General features: G+C 48.8%; 16 protein-coding genes. 5 read left to right on the forward strand and 11 right to left on the reverse strand.

The genetic code is table 11. The features are described from left to right. Positions 1 to 45 precede the first annotated feature (45 nt). Both qseB and qseC read left to right on the forward strand, forming a co-directional pair. On the forward strand, positions 46 to 705 hold the full coding sequence (gene qseB / locus WES_RS03415; RefSeq protein ID WP_001221480.1) for a quorum sensing response regulator transcription factor QseB: 660 nt from the start codon (positions 46 to 48) through the stop codon (positions 703 to 705). Further along, entirely contained in the window at positions 702 to 2,051 is a 1,350-nt protein-coding gene (gene qseC / locus WES_RS03410; protein ID WP_016159777.1) for a quorum sensing histidine kinase QseC, read from the forward strand. The genes qseB and qseC overlap by 4 nt, the downstream gene beginning before the upstream one ends. 45 nt (positions 2,052 to 2,096) lie before the next feature. Here qseC and WES_RS03405 read toward each other — a convergent pair whose 3' ends face one another. Genes WES_RS03405 through WES_RS24600 form a run of 3 tightly spaced genes read right to left on the reverse strand, consistent with a single transcriptional unit; the run spans position 2,097 to position 3,628 of the window. Further along, complete coding sequence (locus WES_RS03405) at positions 2,097 to 2,429, reverse strand: DUF2645 family protein (RefSeq protein ID WP_016159776.1); 333 nt, start codon at positions 2,427 to 2,429, stop codon at positions 2,097 to 2,099. Between the two features lie 6 nt (positions 2,430 to 2,435). Further along, on the reverse strand, positions 2,436 to 3,146 hold the full coding sequence (locus WES_RS24595; RefSeq protein ID WP_016159775.1) for a hypothetical protein: 711 nt from the start codon (positions 3,144 to 3,146) through the stop codon (positions 2,436 to 2,438). Between the two features lie 2 nt (positions 3,147 to 3,148). Beyond that, complete coding sequence (locus WES_RS24600; RefSeq protein ID WP_016159774.1) at positions 3,149 to 3,628, reverse strand: Hcp family type VI secretion system effector; 480 nt, start codon at positions 3,626 to 3,628, stop codon at positions 3,149 to 3,151. Positions 3,629 to 3,875: 247 nt separating this feature from the next. On the opposite strand from WES_RS24600, the gene mdaB reads away from it, so the two are divergent. After that, the gene (gene mdaB, locus WES_RS03390) at positions 3,876 to 4,457 is read left to right on the forward strand and encodes an NADPH:quinone oxidoreductase MdaB (RefSeq protein WP_000065430.1); all 582 of its coding nucleotides are present in this window, start codon (positions 3,876 to 3,878) and stop codon (positions 4,455 to 4,457) included. Positions 4,458 to 4,487: 30 nt separating this feature from the next. Further along, the gene (locus WES_RS03385; RefSeq protein ID WP_000958592.1) at positions 4,488 to 4,802 is read left to right on the forward strand and encodes a putative quinol monooxygenase; all 315 of its coding nucleotides are present in this window, start codon (positions 4,488 to 4,490) and stop codon (positions 4,800 to 4,802) included. 44 nt (positions 4,803 to 4,846) lie between these two features. Here WES_RS03385 and WES_RS03380 read toward each other — a convergent pair whose 3' ends face one another. From WES_RS03380 to WES_RS03360, 5 genes are read right to left on the reverse strand one after another with little or no spacing between them, the layout of a single operon-like run. Then, a complete protein-coding gene (locus tag WES_RS03380) occupies positions 4,847 to 5,734 on the reverse strand; it encodes a MurR/RpiR family transcriptional regulator (protein WP_016159773.1) in 888 nt (295 codons plus the stop codon). Continuing rightward, the gene (locus tag WES_RS03375) at positions 5,731 to 6,678 is read right to left on the reverse strand and encodes an iron-siderophore ABC transporter substrate-binding protein (protein WP_016159772.1); all 948 of its coding nucleotides are present in this window, start codon (positions 6,676 to 6,678) and stop codon (positions 5,731 to 5,733) included. Before WES_RS03375 ends, WES_RS03380 begins: the two co-directional genes overlap by 4 nt. Positions 6,679 to 6,688: 10 nt before the next feature. Then, a complete protein-coding gene (locus WES_RS03370; RefSeq protein ID WP_032147951.1) occupies positions 6,689 to 7,726 on the reverse strand; it encodes a FecCD family ABC transporter permease in 1,038 nt (345 codons plus the stop codon). Between the two features lie 8 nt (positions 7,727 to 7,734). Then, on the reverse strand, positions 7,735 to 8,718 hold the full coding sequence (locus tag WES_RS03365) for a FecCD family ABC transporter permease (protein WP_016159770.1): 984 nt from the start codon (positions 8,716 to 8,718) through the stop codon (positions 7,735 to 7,737). Next, positions 8,715 to 9,524 (reverse strand): ABC transporter ATP-binding protein, encoded by an 810-nt coding sequence (locus WES_RS03360; protein ID WP_000940877.1) that lies wholly within the window; start codon positions 9,522 to 9,524, stop codon positions 8,715 to 8,717. Before WES_RS03360 ends, WES_RS03365 begins: the two co-directional genes overlap by 4 nt. Before the next feature lie 373 nt (positions 9,525 to 9,897). Here WES_RS03360 and WES_RS03355 point away from each other — a divergent pair, with 373 nt between their 5' ends. Next, positions 9,898 to 12,039, forward strand: a complete 2,142-nt coding sequence (locus tag WES_RS03355) for a TonB-dependent siderophore receptor (protein ID WP_016159769.1) — start codon at positions 9,898 to 9,900, stop codon at positions 12,037 to 12,039. 62 nt (positions 12,040 to 12,101) lie between these two features. Here the strand turns inward: WES_RS03355 and parE are convergent, their stop codons facing one another. From parE to cpdA, 3 genes are read right to left on the reverse strand one after another with little or no spacing between them, the layout of a single operon-like run. Then, positions 12,102 to 13,994 (reverse strand): DNA topoisomerase IV subunit B, encoded by a 1,893-nt coding sequence (parE, locus tag WES_RS03350; protein ID WP_000195277.1) that lies wholly within the window; start codon positions 13,992 to 13,994, stop codon positions 12,102 to 12,104. 28 nt (positions 13,995 to 14,022) lie between these two features. Continuing rightward, complete coding sequence (gene yqiA, locus WES_RS03345; RefSeq protein ID WP_000105733.1) at positions 14,023 to 14,604, reverse strand: esterase YqiA; 582 nt, start codon at positions 14,602 to 14,604, stop codon at positions 14,023 to 14,025. Next, positions 14,604 to 15,431 carry a 3',5'-cyclic-AMP phosphodiesterase gene (cpdA, locus tag WES_RS03340; protein WP_000444757.1) on the reverse strand — a complete coding sequence of 276 codons (828 nt, stop codon included), beginning with the start codon at positions 15,429 to 15,431 and terminating at the stop codon, positions 14,604 to 14,606. The genes yqiA and cpdA overlap by 1 nt, the downstream gene beginning before the upstream one ends. Positions 15,432 to 15,444 lie beyond the last annotated feature (13 nt).

Here is a 15,444-nt window from a genome sequence, read left to right on the forward strand (position 1 = left end):
ACACGGTTTACTGACAACGAATACAGCTATCGCAGGGATGAAAAGATGCGAATTTTACTGATAGAAGATGACATGCTGATTGGCGACGGCATCAAAACAGGTCTTAGTAAGATGGGCTTTAGTGTTGACTGGTTTACGGAAGGTCGTCAGGGAAAAGAGGCGCTTTATAGCGCACCTTATGACGCGGTAATTCTGGATTTAACCTTACCGGGAATGGATGGTCGCGATATTTTGCGCGAATGGCGGGATAAAGGTCAGCGTGAGCCAGTATTAATCCTGACCGCGCGCGATGCCCTGGCGGAACGCGTGGAAGGTTTGCGTCTGGGAGCCGACGATTATCTTTGTAAACCTTTTGCATTGATAGAAGTCGCAGCCAGGCTGGAAGCTCTGATGCGCCGAAGCAACGGGCAAGCCAGCAATGAGCTACATCACGGTAACGTAATGCTCGACCCAGGCAAACGTATCGCCACCCAGGCCGGCGAACTCTTAACGCTGAAGCCAAAAGAATTTGCTCTGCTGGAATTACTGATGCGTAACGCCGGTCGGGTACTGCCGCGCAAACTGATTGAAGAAAAACTGTATACCTGGGACGAAGAGGTCACCAGCAATGCCATCGAAGTGCATGTGCATCATCTGCGACGTAAGCTCGGCAGCGACTTTATTCGCACCGTTCACGGTATTGGCTACACATTAGGTGAGAAATGAAATTTACCCAACGCCTTAGTCTGCGAGTCAGGTTGACGCTGATCTTTTTGATTCTGGCCTCGGTGACCTGGCTACTCTCCAGCTTTGTCGCCTGGAAACAAACAATTGATAATGTCGATGAGTTATTCGATACCCAGTTGATGCTGTTTGCCAAACGGTTAAGTACGCTCGATCTTAACGAAATCAATGCGGCAGATCGTATGGCGCAGACACCGAATAAATTAAAACACGGTCACGTAGATGATGATGCGCTGACCTTTGCTGTCTTTACTCACGACGGCAACATGGTCCTTAACGATGGCGATAATGGCGAAGATATTCCCTATAGCTATCAACGTGAAGGGTTTGCTAACGGGCAATTGGTAGGTGAAGACGACCCCTGGCGTTTTGTCTGGATGACATCCCCCGATGGTAAGTATCGCATCGTTGTTGGCCAGGAGTGGGAATACCGTGAAGACATGGCGCTGGCGATTGTCACCGGACAGCTCATTCCCTGGCTTATCGCGCTGCCTATCATGTTGATTATCATGATGGTACTACTGGGTCGTGAGCTCTCGCCACTAAACAAACTGGCGCTGGCGCTACGTATGCGCGATCCTGACTCGGAAAAACCGCTCAACGCTGACGGTGTACCCAACGAAGTGCGTCCGCTGGTCGAGTCGCTGAATCAACTGTTCGACCGTACTCATACGATGATGGTTCGTGAACGACGCTTTACCTCCGATGCTGCTCACGAACTGCGTAGCCCGTTAACGGCGCTGAAAGTACAAACCGAAGTTGCGCAGCTCTCTGACGACGATCCACAGGCACGGAAAAAAGCACTGCTTCAATTACATTCCGGGATCGATCGCGCCACCCGCCTTGTTGATCAACTGCTCACTCTGTCGCGGCTCGACTCGCTGGATAACCTTCAGGATGTCGCGGAGATCCCACTTGAAGATCTCCTGCAATCGTCGGTAATGGATATTTACCACACGGCGCAGCAGGCGAAAATTGACGTGCGGCTGACGCTCAACGCACAGGGCATCAAACGCACCGGACAACCGCTATTGCTAAGTTTGCTGGTACGAAATCTGCTGGATAACGCCGTGCGCTACAGCCCACAAGGCAGCGTGGTGGACGTCACGCTGAATGCCGATAACTTCATCGTGAGGGATAACGGCCCCGGTGTGACGCCAGAGGCACTGGCGCGAATCGGCGAACGTTTCTATCGCCCACCGGGACAAACCGCCACCGGCAGTGGGCTTGGGCTGTCGATTGTCCAGCGGATCGCCAAATTGCATGGCATGAATGTTGTGTTTGGGAATGCAAAACAAGGTGGATTTGAGGCGAAGGTGAGCTGGTAACACCTATGTCTATGAGAGCCGTTAAAACGACTCTCATAGATTTTATTAATAGCAAAATATAAGTCGTCCCCAAAAAAGCCACCAACCACAAAACAGACAAATAACGAGAGAGATTACATATAACCAAAACTCAAACATTTCCCGCACAAAGAGTTTTCTTAAGATGATAATAATAAGTGGCGTCAGAAGAAAAAATGCTGCAATCATTGCTTGTAATACACGATCTTCGCCTGAAACGGAAGGTATACTGCAAATATTGTCTCCCGACTCAAGCATCCAGTCATACTTATTGAAAGCAAAGAAATTTTCTGCCAACCAATAAGCAAGCATTATATATAACAGAGCTTCAAATATTGATAGTAGTTGTTTCTTTAACATATCTGATCACTCATCAATCAATTTTTTTATATGTTCTCTAATCTCTAACAACCTCATACCATAAGAGATGAATTTATAATCATCTGTATCACGTGCAGGAACATTATTTATTAAATAAACAAAAAAATCTAAATCTCGTTCAACACCACGATTATATCTAATACCAGCCATGATATACTGCTCATTCGTCATATACAGTGTTGCCGAAGATGGATAATCAAAAAGGGCAAGATCTCTTAAATGAGTAGCGGCAACTTGAAAGGTAAAATCATCCTCCATTAGGCATGTCGCTAATTCTAACTGATTTCTGGTAGTTAATTCAGAAGGCTCAAGACCTAGAGTAATCGCTGCGGTTCGTATTTGTATACCCATTGAGCCAAATGATGTTTTATTTTCAGGCATATCTAACAATCCGATCATTCTTTTTGTTTCATATATCTGAAACTTATAATTTTCAGGCATACCTCCTGACTCAATCCAGGCTACACCGCCAAGTAATTCTGGACGAATCCCTGCAGCATATGCATGTTTAATTATTTTATCTCTATTATATTGTACATATGCATCTTTATAAGCATTTAAATAATATACTCCAGAACGGTGACGCGAATCATTTTTTCCTAACTTCCAGAGTAAAACGTCCATTTCATCCCATTTACGGAACTTCGTTTGTGGAATTGTACAATACCTATTTTTTATAGTGAGATCGTTTTTCATATTTAAAAAACCCTTTCATCCCAACAACTATATGATTCTGTACTCGCGATATGATGCTTCCATGTTATATTTTTATAATTAAGAACAATGACCTCTTCCGGTTGATTACCCGCATGTGTAATTGAGTGTGGATAACAAGTCAGAATATTTGATAAATGAGCCCCTTGCAATTCAATTGTGTAAAACCTTTCAATACAACCGCCAGAATTAATTCTATAAAAATTAAATACAGCTGATAACTCTTCATTTTCAGAAAGAGCAGCATTTAATAAAGGGGAGGATTTATCTATTGGCTTGTAAAATTTTATGGGATGATGCACTACATTATATTCTCGACTTAAAGAATGGTCGAGCTGTAAAACAAAAATTTCATCCTCATGATTTATTTGATATTTATTACCAATAGATGCATACGAACCACAGCCCTCAGAGATCAAACCTTGTGCTTTTCCTTTAATTGATAAATATATGATATTTGACATATATATTCTCCATAATTATTTTCCCGAAAAACTCCTGTAACATTTGCATAATACATCTCTCCTGTGGGAATTATGAGAAATTGCTATCAGTATTGTCATTTTCAGAAAATATTTATCCTGCATCGGTGAGTCAGAGCAAAAACAGATTTTTGCAAAATTCGCAAAAGACTTTGCACATTTTGCTAATTTCACCGTACCGCTCTGTGACGTACTATAGTCGACAAACTTCTCACCTTGAGGATAAAAAATGAGCAATATCCTGATTATCAACGGCGCGAAGAAATTCGCCCACTCCAATGGTCAACTGAACGACACCCTGACCGAAGTCGCGGATGGCACGCTCCGCGACCTCGGGCATGATGTCCGCATCGTTCGCGCCGACAGCGACTACGATGTCAAAGCCGAAGTACAAAACTTTCTCTGGGCTGATGTGGTTATCTGGCAGATGCCTGGCTGGTGGATGGGCGCGCCGTGGACGGTGAAAAAATACATTGATGATGTGTTCACCGAAGGTCACGGTACGCTGTATGCCAGCGATGGTCGAACCCGCAAAGATCCGTCGAAAAAATACGGCTCTGGCGGCCTGGTGCAGGGCAAAAAATATATGCTCTCTCTGACCTGGAACGCACCAATGGAAGCCTTCACCGAAAAAGATCAGTTCTTCCACGGCGTCGGCGTTGACGGCGTGTATCTGCCGTTCCATAAAGCAAACCAATTCCTCGGTATGGAACCGCTGCCGACATTTATCGCTAATGACGTGATAAAAATGCCTGATGTTCCCCGCTATACTGAAGAATATCGCAAGCATCTTGTAGAGATTTTTGGTTAACTAGGGCTCAGGCTTTAGAAGGAGTTAACCATGCTTACAGTAATCGCTGAAATCCGTACTCGTCCTGGCCAACATCACCGTCAGGCGGTATTGGATCAGTTTGCTAAAATCGTTCCAATCGTACTGAAGGAAGAAGGTTGCCACGGCTATGCGCCGATGGTGGATTGCGCTGCTGGCGTGAGTTTCCAGTCTATGGCGCCGGACTCTATCGTGATGATTGAGCAATGGGAAAGCATTGCCCATCTTGAAGCGCATCTGCAAACCCCGCACATGAAAGCATATAGTGAAGCCGTAAAAGGCGATGTGCTGGAAATGAATATTCGTATTCTGCAGCCGGGGCTTTGACATTTCTGAAAAGAGGCCGGTGCTGTTACCGGTCTCAGGTCAGATTAGCCATTCTTTCTTCCCGTTTTCAAACCCCGATGGAAATCGTTAATTCGCTTAATGGTTTTAACCGCACGCTGCGGCACTGCGGAAGCCACCGACCAGACAATCATTTCCAGGCACAACAATACCGTACCATGTAGCGGCGTTTTCCCCTTTTCATCGCCGCGCGGAACATGAATCACGATACTGGCGTCTTTGCTAAAACGCGAATCCAGAGCGTTTGTCAGCAAAATAACAGGAATCCCCAGCCGTCTTGCTTCACGCAGCGTTGTCAGTCCTTCCCGGTGTGCGGATTTTTGCGCCATCATGATCAATACATCACCACGCTGAAGCGCGATCAGTTTCTCGGCAAGGCCAATACCAGTACGGTTTAGCGCCGTGGCGGGTAAGCCAATGCGATTGAATAACCGTGCAGTATAGTCCGCCAGGATACCCGAAGCGCCAATGCCAAAAATAACAACTTGCCGTGCCTGCACCAGCATGGCTACCGCTTGTGCGAGCGCGTGGCGGTTTTCAGGCTCTGACAGGACATTACAGGTATACAAATGCCCTTCAAGAACAAAATCGATTGCGGTGTTAACATCGCTCGTCAAGTTACTCACCGTCGTAGACATCTTTTCGCTGGAACTAAGGGCAGGACCAAGCCACTGTTCCAGAGTGCGTTTCAGATCGCGCAGCCCGGCAAACCCCAGGGCCTGGATAGCCCGAATCACTGTGGCATCGGAAGTGTTCAATGTGGCCGCAATTTCCATCGCCGTTTGCTCCAGTACCACTTCACGATGTTCATTAATGTAGCTGGCGACGGCTCTTAACCCAGGCGTTAACTGACTGGCGCGAGTACGAAAACGCTCACCAAAAATATCAACCCGCGTTTTGTCTTTCTGGATCATTTGGCCTCCGGTAGAGGTCGCCCTGCAATTTGTGATTGTATCTGCGCGGCTATCAGCCCCAGCGATGCAAAGGAGTTAGAAATCGCCTCTTCACGAGAAATCAGCACATAGCGCCCGGAACGACAGGCCGTCAGAAACTGACACCATCCCGGCATGACTTTTTCCATTGCTGCCAGCTCATCCTGAGGTTTACCACCGGTGTCACCACGCCAGGTTGCAAAAACAAAATCGGCATCCAGTTCAGGCAAACGCTCCGCGCTCACATCCATTCGCCCACCTTCAGGAATGCTCTCAATCAGCGGCGGAAAGCGAAAACCAGCATCGCGTAATACACGCCCCAGCGAATGATAGCTATGCATCACATTAATTTTTCCCTGATTTGCCTGAATCACCGATACCGTTATTTTTTGGCTGTCCAGCGTCGCCTTCAGCGCATTGATTTGTGCCTGATAGCGGCGTTCAAGTATCGCCAGCTGCGACTGCGTTCCTGTAAGTTCTGCCAGCTTGCGGTAGATTTCTGGCGCGCCCCCTTTGAGATGATCAATGCTCACCGTGGGCGCAATTTTTTCCAGTTGTTCAATGGGCGTATTACGGGTCGGTTCTGTGATGATCAGATCAGGCTTTGCCGCCACAATCGCTTCAATATCAATATCAGCAGTTCCAATAAAGGCTATCGATGAATTATCGAAGTCGACGCCTGTTAGTAACGCGCCTGATCGAATGAAATGGCTACCATCAGGCCGTGTTCGCCCGTGGCTGGCGACAGGAGGTACACCGAGCTCAATCAGAGGAATAGTGATATCAAGGTCGTGTAAAGAGACAATTCTCTTTGGATGTGCAGGAACAGTGACTTTGCGCCCTAAATCATCAGTAAAGACCTGAACCGGTTCTGTTGCACGGGCAAAAAATGACAACAGTATCAGCAGAGAAAAAAATAAACGCATATAACTCCCGTTAAAAACTGTTCCTGCGTTGCCAGAGCAGTAGCAAAAAGAATGGTCCACCAATCAATGAAATAATGATTCCGGCTGGCAGTTGCAAAGGCAAAAAAGCCAAACGACCAATGCTATCCGCCAGGATAACTAATAACGCCCCCGATACTGCGCTCCCCAGCAGTAATGTCGTCTGCCCGCCACGCAGAATAAAACGTGATATATGCGGTGCTATCAATCCGACAAAACCGATGTTACCAACACACGAAACGCAGACGGCTGTCAGGATTATTGGTGCGGCTACACGCAATAACGCCAGACGGGAACTATTCACACCTAACCCGGTTGCAATCTGATGACCAAGCAGAGCGATATCCGCAGTCCGGGCGGTGAACAGCAATAAAAGAGCGGCTGGCACCATCCAACAGGCTGAAATACCGACTAACATCCAGTTGGCTGCATGAAGGCTTCCCGATAACCACATCAATGCAGTTTGTACATCACGAACATCTGCTGTGGTCATAAATACACCGATCCCGGCGGCGAAAAACCAGGACACGCCAATGCCTATCAGAACAAATCGCGGGCGAGAAATATCGCGCGCGCAAAAAATCACGATTAAAGCAACCAACAAGCCACCAGCAAGACCAGCCACTGGACGCCAGAACATTCCCAGCATTGGAAACTGGAAAATCAGCCACAGCACAGCCACGCTACATCCTTCTTTAACGCCGATTAAACCGGGATCGGCAAGGCCGTTACGCGCAATGGATTGCATTGCGGCCCCTGCCATACCTAACATGGCCCCGCATAGCAATGCCATGATGACTCTCGGCAAGCGGATATCCTGCACAATATAACGTGCGTCGGTGCTTACGTTTTCTGGAGCAAACAACGCACGTCCTACTTCCGATGCCGGGACGGAGAAAGAACCATGCATCAGACCGAATATCAGTATTCCAACCGCAAACAGAGACAGTCCACTAAGCAACAGCAGATTTTTAGGGCGAATCAGTGTCGAAAATTTACCAACACGTAGTGGGCGTAGCCCGACGTTCATTATCTGACTCATTTAAACATCCTCGTCGCCATAATGACAAAAACGGGCGCACCAACTAACGCCGTCATGACACCGGTCGCTAACTCATGGGGCGTGAAAAGCGTCCGGGCAATAATATCTGCCAGTAATAACAAAAGGGCGCCGACACAAGCTGAAAGAGGTAGCAGAACGCGCAGATCCGTTGATACCAGGCGCCTGACAATCTGCGGTACTAGCAAGCCGACAAAGCCAATGGGGCCAGCTATCGATACGGCAGCACCGCAAAGCAACGCGATCGCGATCAAAGTGAATGTCCGCGTGCGTAGTACCGAGACACCCAGCCCCTGCGCCATACGATCGCCCAGTGCCAACATGTTAAGAGAGGGAGCAAGGTAAAGGGCTAATACAAATCCCCCCAAAGAAAACCAGGCGGACGTACCAAGCGTCGCCCAATCCTGCCCCGCTAAATCACCTGCTAACCATGTCCGCATCGCCAGCAACGTTTGCTCGTCAAGAATCAGGATTGCAGCCGTTATTGAGGAAACAAACGCCGATAGCGCCACGCCGCATAAAGTAACTTTCATTGGCGTTAACCCTGAACGCCCTGCGGAGGAAAGCAGCAATATCAACAGGAACAATAACGCGCCTCCCGCAGATGCCAGCAGTGGGCGCCCAACAGGAAAGGCCAGTCCAAGCGCGCTGGCGGCAACGACAGCCAGGGCGGCGCCGGCATTTAAGCCTAAAATATGTGGCTCCCCCAATGGGTTACGAATGACAGCCTGCAACAAAGCACCAGCAACGCCAAGAGAAGCACCAGTCAGCAATGCTGCCGCTAAACGCGGCAAACGGAGTCTTACAATTACGTTGTGATCGAAGTTTTGCGGTTCAAAATGAAGAAATGCCTGCAACACCGTTTGTGGTGCAATAAATCGGGCACCAATCCCTGGATATACCACGCATCCCACCAGCAGTAAGGCGAAGAAAAATACAGTAACCAGCCCCGCGCGCATCATACTTTTTCTACACCACGAAACGGCATGAAAAACGGTTTCCCCGTCAGAGGATTTATTGATGCGTGAACATCAACGTCAAAGACAGCTTTTACCAGCTCAGGCGTGCAATGCTCCCCCTCATTCAATACACGCACCACTTTTCCCTGGCGTAAAAATATCAACGTATCACCATAATTCACGGCAAAATTCAGATCATGCAACACCACGACGACTGTACGCCCGTGATGACGCGTTAAATCATGTAATAACTCAAGAATTTCAACCTGATAACGTAAATCAAGCCAGGTTGTGGGTTCATCCAGCAGGATATAAGGCGTCTTTTGCGCCAACACCATCGCAATCCAGCATCGCTGGCGCTGCCCACCAGAGAGTTTTTCAACCGGTAAATGTGCAAACTCCTGCGTACCGGTTAATTTCAGTGCCTCTTCTACCGCCTGTTCGTCGGCGTCGCTCCATTGACGTATGAAATTTTGCCAGGGAAAGCGCCCACGCGACACCAGTTCATAAACGGTTAAGCCCTCTGGCAATAATGGCGACTGCGGCAAGATCCCAAGTCTGCGGGATAACTCTTTCGTTGGTTGCTCGTGAATCGCTTTACCATCCAGCAATATCGAGCCGCCCATGGGTTGCAAGATACGTGCAATGGTGCTGAGCAACGTCGACTTTCCACAACCGTTTGCCCCAACCAGAACGGTCATTTTTTCTGTGGGAACGGAGAAAGAAACACCATCAACAATGATTTTCTTGTGATACCCGGCAGAAACATTGTCGAGGATCAGCCCCTGCCCTTTTGCGTTATGTGCCACGTGTACGCCAACTTAATCAAAAACAAACAAAAATAAAACTCATTCTCCTTTGAGAGTTTGACGCCACAAAATGTAGTAGTCAAGGAGTTAAAAACCATATAAAAACAAGGTAAATAACACGTGAAATATTATTTAAAATAAAAATTAAAATATTAAATATTAACTAGTTAAGAACAATCAGGTTGCATTAAATCATCGTAAAAACACATGTAGCATTTTTTTGTCATTTCTCATTTACTACTACATCACCACATGTTTGAATGATTCTCAATTACATATCCGGTGATGAAATAACAAACGGATAGTGCTTAGTGAGCAACAAGAAACAATTTTCACTCGCGACAATCCGCGAGTTTTTGGGATAACAGACTAAATGGCTAAGTTCACACCTTCATTCTCTGGAGTCAAAGGTCGGGCGCTCTTTTCACTGCTCTTTGCGGCACCGATGATTCATGCAACCGACACTGTAACGACCAAAGATGGCGAAACAATCACTGTTACAGCGGATGCAAATACCGCAACTGAGGCTACCGATGGTTATCAACCTCTGAGCACCTCCACGGCGACATTAACCGATATGCCAATGCTGGATATTCCGCAGGTGGTCAATACGGTTAGCGATCAAGTACTGGAAAATCAGAATGCGACGACGCTGGATGAGGCGCTTTATAACGTCAGTAACGTGGTACAGACCAATACATTAGGCGGGACTCAGGATGCTTTTGTACGCCGTGGGTTTGGCGCAAACCGGGATGGCTCGATCATGACCAACGGTCTGCGAACCGTACTTCCTCGCAGCTTCAACGCCGCAACAGAACGTGTGGAAGTGCTAAAAGGCCCGGCCTCCACGCTGTATGGCATTCTCGATCCTGGCGGACTGATTAACGTCGTGACAAAGCGCCCGGAAAAAACATTCCATGGTTCTGTCTCAGCCACGTCCTCCAGTTTCGGTGGTGGCACCGGGCAACTTGATATCACAGGCCCCATTGAAGGCACTCAGCTGGCATACCGCCTGACGGGGGAAGTGCAGGATGAAGATTACTGGCGGAATTTCGGTAAAGAGCGCAGTACATTTATTGCCCCATCACTCACCTGGTTTGGTGATAATGCAACAGTAACCATGCTCTATTCCCATCGGGATTATAAAACGCCGTTCGATCGTGGAACGATTTTCGACCTTACGACGAAACAGCCCGTAAACGTTGATCGAAAAATACGTTTCGACGAACCGTTTAATATTACAGATGGTCAGTCCGATCTGGCGCAACTCAACGCAGAATATCATCTCAATAGCCAGTGGACAGCGCGCTTTGATTACAGCTACAGCCAGGATAAATACAGCGATAATCAAGCTCGCGTTACCGCGTATGATGCAACGACAGGAACACTGACACGGCGTGTTGATGCAACTCAGGGATCTACCCAGCGTATGCATTCTACTCGTGCGGATCTGCAAGGGAATGTTGATATTGCTGGATTCTATAATGAAATTTTGGGTGGGGTGTCATATGAATATTATGATCTTCTGCGCACAGATATGATTCGCTGTAAAAATGCTAAAGATTTCAATATTTATAATCCTGTTTATGGCAATACCAGCAAATGCACAACGGTCTCGGCGTCGGACAGCGATCAGACGATCAAACAGGAGAGCTACTCAGCGTACGCACAGGACGCACTCTATCTGACCGATAACTGGATTGCCGTCGCCGGGATCCGCTATCAGTATTACACGCAGTATGCGGGTAAAGGCCGCCCTTTTAATGTCAATACTGACAGTCGCGATGAACAATGGACTCCCAAACTGGGGTTGGTCTACAAACTGACGCCATCGGTATCCTTATTTGCTAATTATTCGCAAACATTTATGCCGCAATCGTCAATTGCCAGCTACATTGGCGATCTTCCACCGGAATCATCTAATGCTTACGAAGTCGGGGCAAAATTCGAGCTGTTCGATGGTATAACCGCAGATATTGCGCTGTTTGATATCCATAAACGTAACGTCTTGTATACCGAAAGTATTGGTGACGAAACCATCGCCAAAACGGCAGGCCGCGTTCGTTCAAGAGGGGTAGAGGTCGACCTTGCGGGAGCATTAACTGAAAACATTAATATCATTGCCAGCTACGGCTATACCGATGCTAAGGTTCTGGATGATCCTGATTATGCTGGAAAACCATTGCCGAATGTTCCTCGTCATACCGGTTCGCTATTCCTGACCTATGACATTCACAACATGCCAGGCAATAACACACTGACGTTTGGCGGTGGCGGACATGGCGTAAGCCGTCGTTCGGCAACCAATGGGGCTGACTATTATCTGCCAGGCTATTTCGTTGCCGATGCCTTCGCCGCATACAAAATGAAATTGCAGTATCCGGTCACACTGCAATTGAACGTCAAAAACCTGTTTGATAAAACGTATTACACCTCTTCCATCGCCACAAATAATCTGGGTAACCAGATTGGCGATCCGCGTGAAGTGCAATTCACGGTGAAAATGGAGTTTTGATAAAAAAGCCCGGTATACGATTGTATACCGGGCTATGTTTTATTCTCCTGACGGGAGGATTATCAGACCTCAATCTCCGCCATGTCACCTTTCTCTTGCAACCAGTTACGGCGGTCTTCCGAGCGTTTCTTCGCCAGCAGCATATCCATCATCGCGTCAGTACGCTGATCGTCTTCATCATCAATGGTTAACTGCACCAGACGGCGAGTATTCGGATCAAGCGTGGTTTCGCGCAATTGCATAGGGTTCATTTCCCCCAGCCCTTTAAAACGCTGAACGTTCGGCTTGCCTTTCTTGCGTTTTAATTGCTCAAGTACGCCCTCTTTCTCTTCTTCTGTCAGCGCGTAATAGACCTCTTTACCCAGATCAATACGGTAGAGCGGTGGCAGAGCGACGTAAACGTGACCGTGTTTCACCAGCGTGCGGAAGTGTTTTACAAACAAAGCGCAGAGCAGCGTGGCAATGTGCAGGCCATCGGAGTCCGCATCCGCGAGGATACAGATCTTGCCGTAACGTAGCTGGCTAAGATCATCGCTGTCAGGATCAATACCGATCGCTACCGAAATATCGTGCACTTCCTGCGAGGCCAGTACTTCATCGGAAGAGACTTCCCAGGTGTTAAGGATCTTACCTTTCAGCGGCATGATCGCCTGATATTCACGATCGCGCGCCTGCTTAGCGGATCCGCCTGCGGAGTCACCTTCCACGAGGAACAGTTCGGTACGATTGAGATCCTGCGCAGTACAGTCTGCCAGTTTTCCTGGCAATGCCGGTCCACTGGTCAACTTTTTACGTACCACTTTTTTGGCGGCACGCATACGACGCTGGGCGCTGGAAATTGCCATCTCAGCAAGTAGTTCCGCTGCCTGGACGTTCTGGTTCAGCCACAGGGTGAAGGCATCTTTAACCACGCCAGAAACGAATGCCGCACATTGACGCGAAGAGAGGCGCTCTTTGGTCTGCCCGGCAAACTGCGGGTCCTGCATTTTTACTGACAGCACATATGCGCAGCGATCCCAGATATCTTCCGCCGACAGCTTCACGCCGCGCGGCAGAATGTTGCGGTATTCGCAAAACTCACGCATCGCATCCAGCAAGCCCTGACGCAGACCGTTAACGTGCGTACCGCCCTGCATCGTTGGGATCAGGTTGACGTAGCTTTCGGTCAGCAGTTCACCACCTTCCGGTAGCCACAGTAGCGCCCAGTCAACCGCTTCAGTATCGCCAGCGAAATTACCAATAAACGGTTTTTCCGGCAGCGTCGGTAAACCATTTACCGCTTCCGCCAGGTAATCGTTCAGACCGTCCTGATAGCACCAGCGTTGCTCAGTGTTGTTGATCTCATCTTTAAAGGTGATCTCAACGCCGGGGCACAGTACTGCTTTGGCTTTCAGTACATGTGTAAGCCGGGAAACAGAAAAGCGCGGGCTGTCAAAGAAGGTTTCATCCGGCCAGAAGTGCACGCTGGTGCCGGTATTGCGTTTACCGCAAGTGCCGACAACCTGCAAATCCTGAACCTTTTCGCCATTTTCAAAGGCGATATTATAAATCTGACCATCGCGGCGCACGTTGACTTCTACGCGCTTTGACAGGGCGTTAACCACCGAGATCCCCACGCCATGCAGGCCGCCAGAGAACTGGTAGTTTTTGTTAGAAAATTTACCGCCTGCGTGCAGACGGCAAAGAATCAGTTCAACCGCCGGTACACCCTCTTCAGGGTGAATATCCACCGGCATCCCGCGACCATCGTCAATCACTTCTAACGACTGGTCAGCATGTAAAATTACATCCACGCGTTTTGCGTGACCCGCCAGTGCTTCATCGACACTGTTATCAATAACTTCTTGCCCCAAATGGTTAGGGCGAGTGGTATCGGTATACATCCCCGGACGGCGGCGAACCGGCTCAAGCCCGGTGAGTACCTCAATGGCATCAGCGTTATAAGTTTGCGTCATGGTTTAAGTTAGCAATTCGAGTTGATCGTCAGAGATGGTGCAGACCAAGAAAATCGACGATCGGGTTGAAATAATCTTCGAAGCCCGTAAATGCGTGGTTGCCGCCTTCTATTACAGTCTGGCGGCAGGAAGCGTAGTACGCCACCGCCTGGCGGTAATCCAGCACTTCATCTCCCGTCTGTTGCAGCAGCCAGATCAGATCCGGCGCTTCCAGCGGGTCAATCTGCATGACTTTGAGATCGTAAATATGGCGTGACTCTAGCACATATTGCTGCCCGGTGTAGGGGTTCTCGTTCTGACCGAGATAGTCTGTTAGCAGTTCAAACGGGCGCACCGCCGGGTTTACCACCACTGCGGGCAGCATAAAACATTGCGACAACCAGGTGGCGTAGTAACCCCCCAGTGACGAACCGACGATACCCAGCGAATCGCCGCCATGTTCCAGGACAATGGATTCCAGCAGTTCTGCCGCATCGGAAGGATACGGCGGCAACTGCGGAATAATCATCTCAACGTCAGGGTGATGTTCCGCCAGCCAGTTTTTCAACAAGCTCGCTTTTGCAGAACGCGGTGAGCTGTTGAAACCGTGTAAATAAAGAAGCGTAGACATCAGTAGCCTTCTGAAGCGGTATCAGGTTGGAAACGCGTGTCCGCCAGGCGGTGCACTTCGGTAGTCAGCGTGCCATCAGCATGTAACTCCAGCGTACGCCAGCCGGGGGCAATGGTGTCCAGCGTGAAGTTGGAACAGTGCGGTTTAAATTGCACACAGGTCGACGGCGTTGCCAGCAGGCGGCGCCCGTTCCAGTCGAGATCGAGTTCCTGATGAATATGACCACACAGCAGATATTTGACGTGCGGAAACTTCGCCAGCACATTATCCAGTTCACCTGCGTTACGCAGACTGTGTTGGTCGAGCCAGCTACAGCCTGCAGGCAGCGGATGATGGTGCAGTAGCAGCAACGTATGGCGCTCTGGCGCATCAGCCAACTTACGTTCCAGCCAATCAAGCTGAAACTCGCTCAATTCGCCGTGCGGTACGCCAAACACCTGGCTATCCAGCAACAGGATTTGCCATTGCTCACCGATAAACACACGCTTCGCCGGGGAGATACCCGCATCCTGTAACGCGCTGTACATCGCAGGCTGGAAATCATGGTTTCCCGGCAGCCAGACGCAGGGCGCACGAAAGCTTGCGATGCCTTCTGCAAAGTGCAGATAGGCCGCAGCAGTTTGATCCTGCGCTAAATCACCTGTCGCGACAATCAGGTCGAATTCGTGCTGGTGTGGACGAATCGCCTCCAGCACAGCCTGGTAGCTCTCCCAGGTGTTAACCCCCAACAGGGCTTCGTGCTTTTGTGCAAACAGGTGAGTGTCGGTAATTTGTAAAATCCTCACTCTGGCCTCACCAGCCAGAGGAAGGGTTAACAGGCTTTCCAAATGGTGTCCTTAG

The sequence above is a fragment of the Escherichia sp. KTE31 genome (genome assembly GCF_000407925.1).
Lineage (GTDB): Bacteria > Pseudomonadota > Gammaproteobacteria > Enterobacterales > Enterobacteriaceae > Escherichia > Escherichia ruysiae.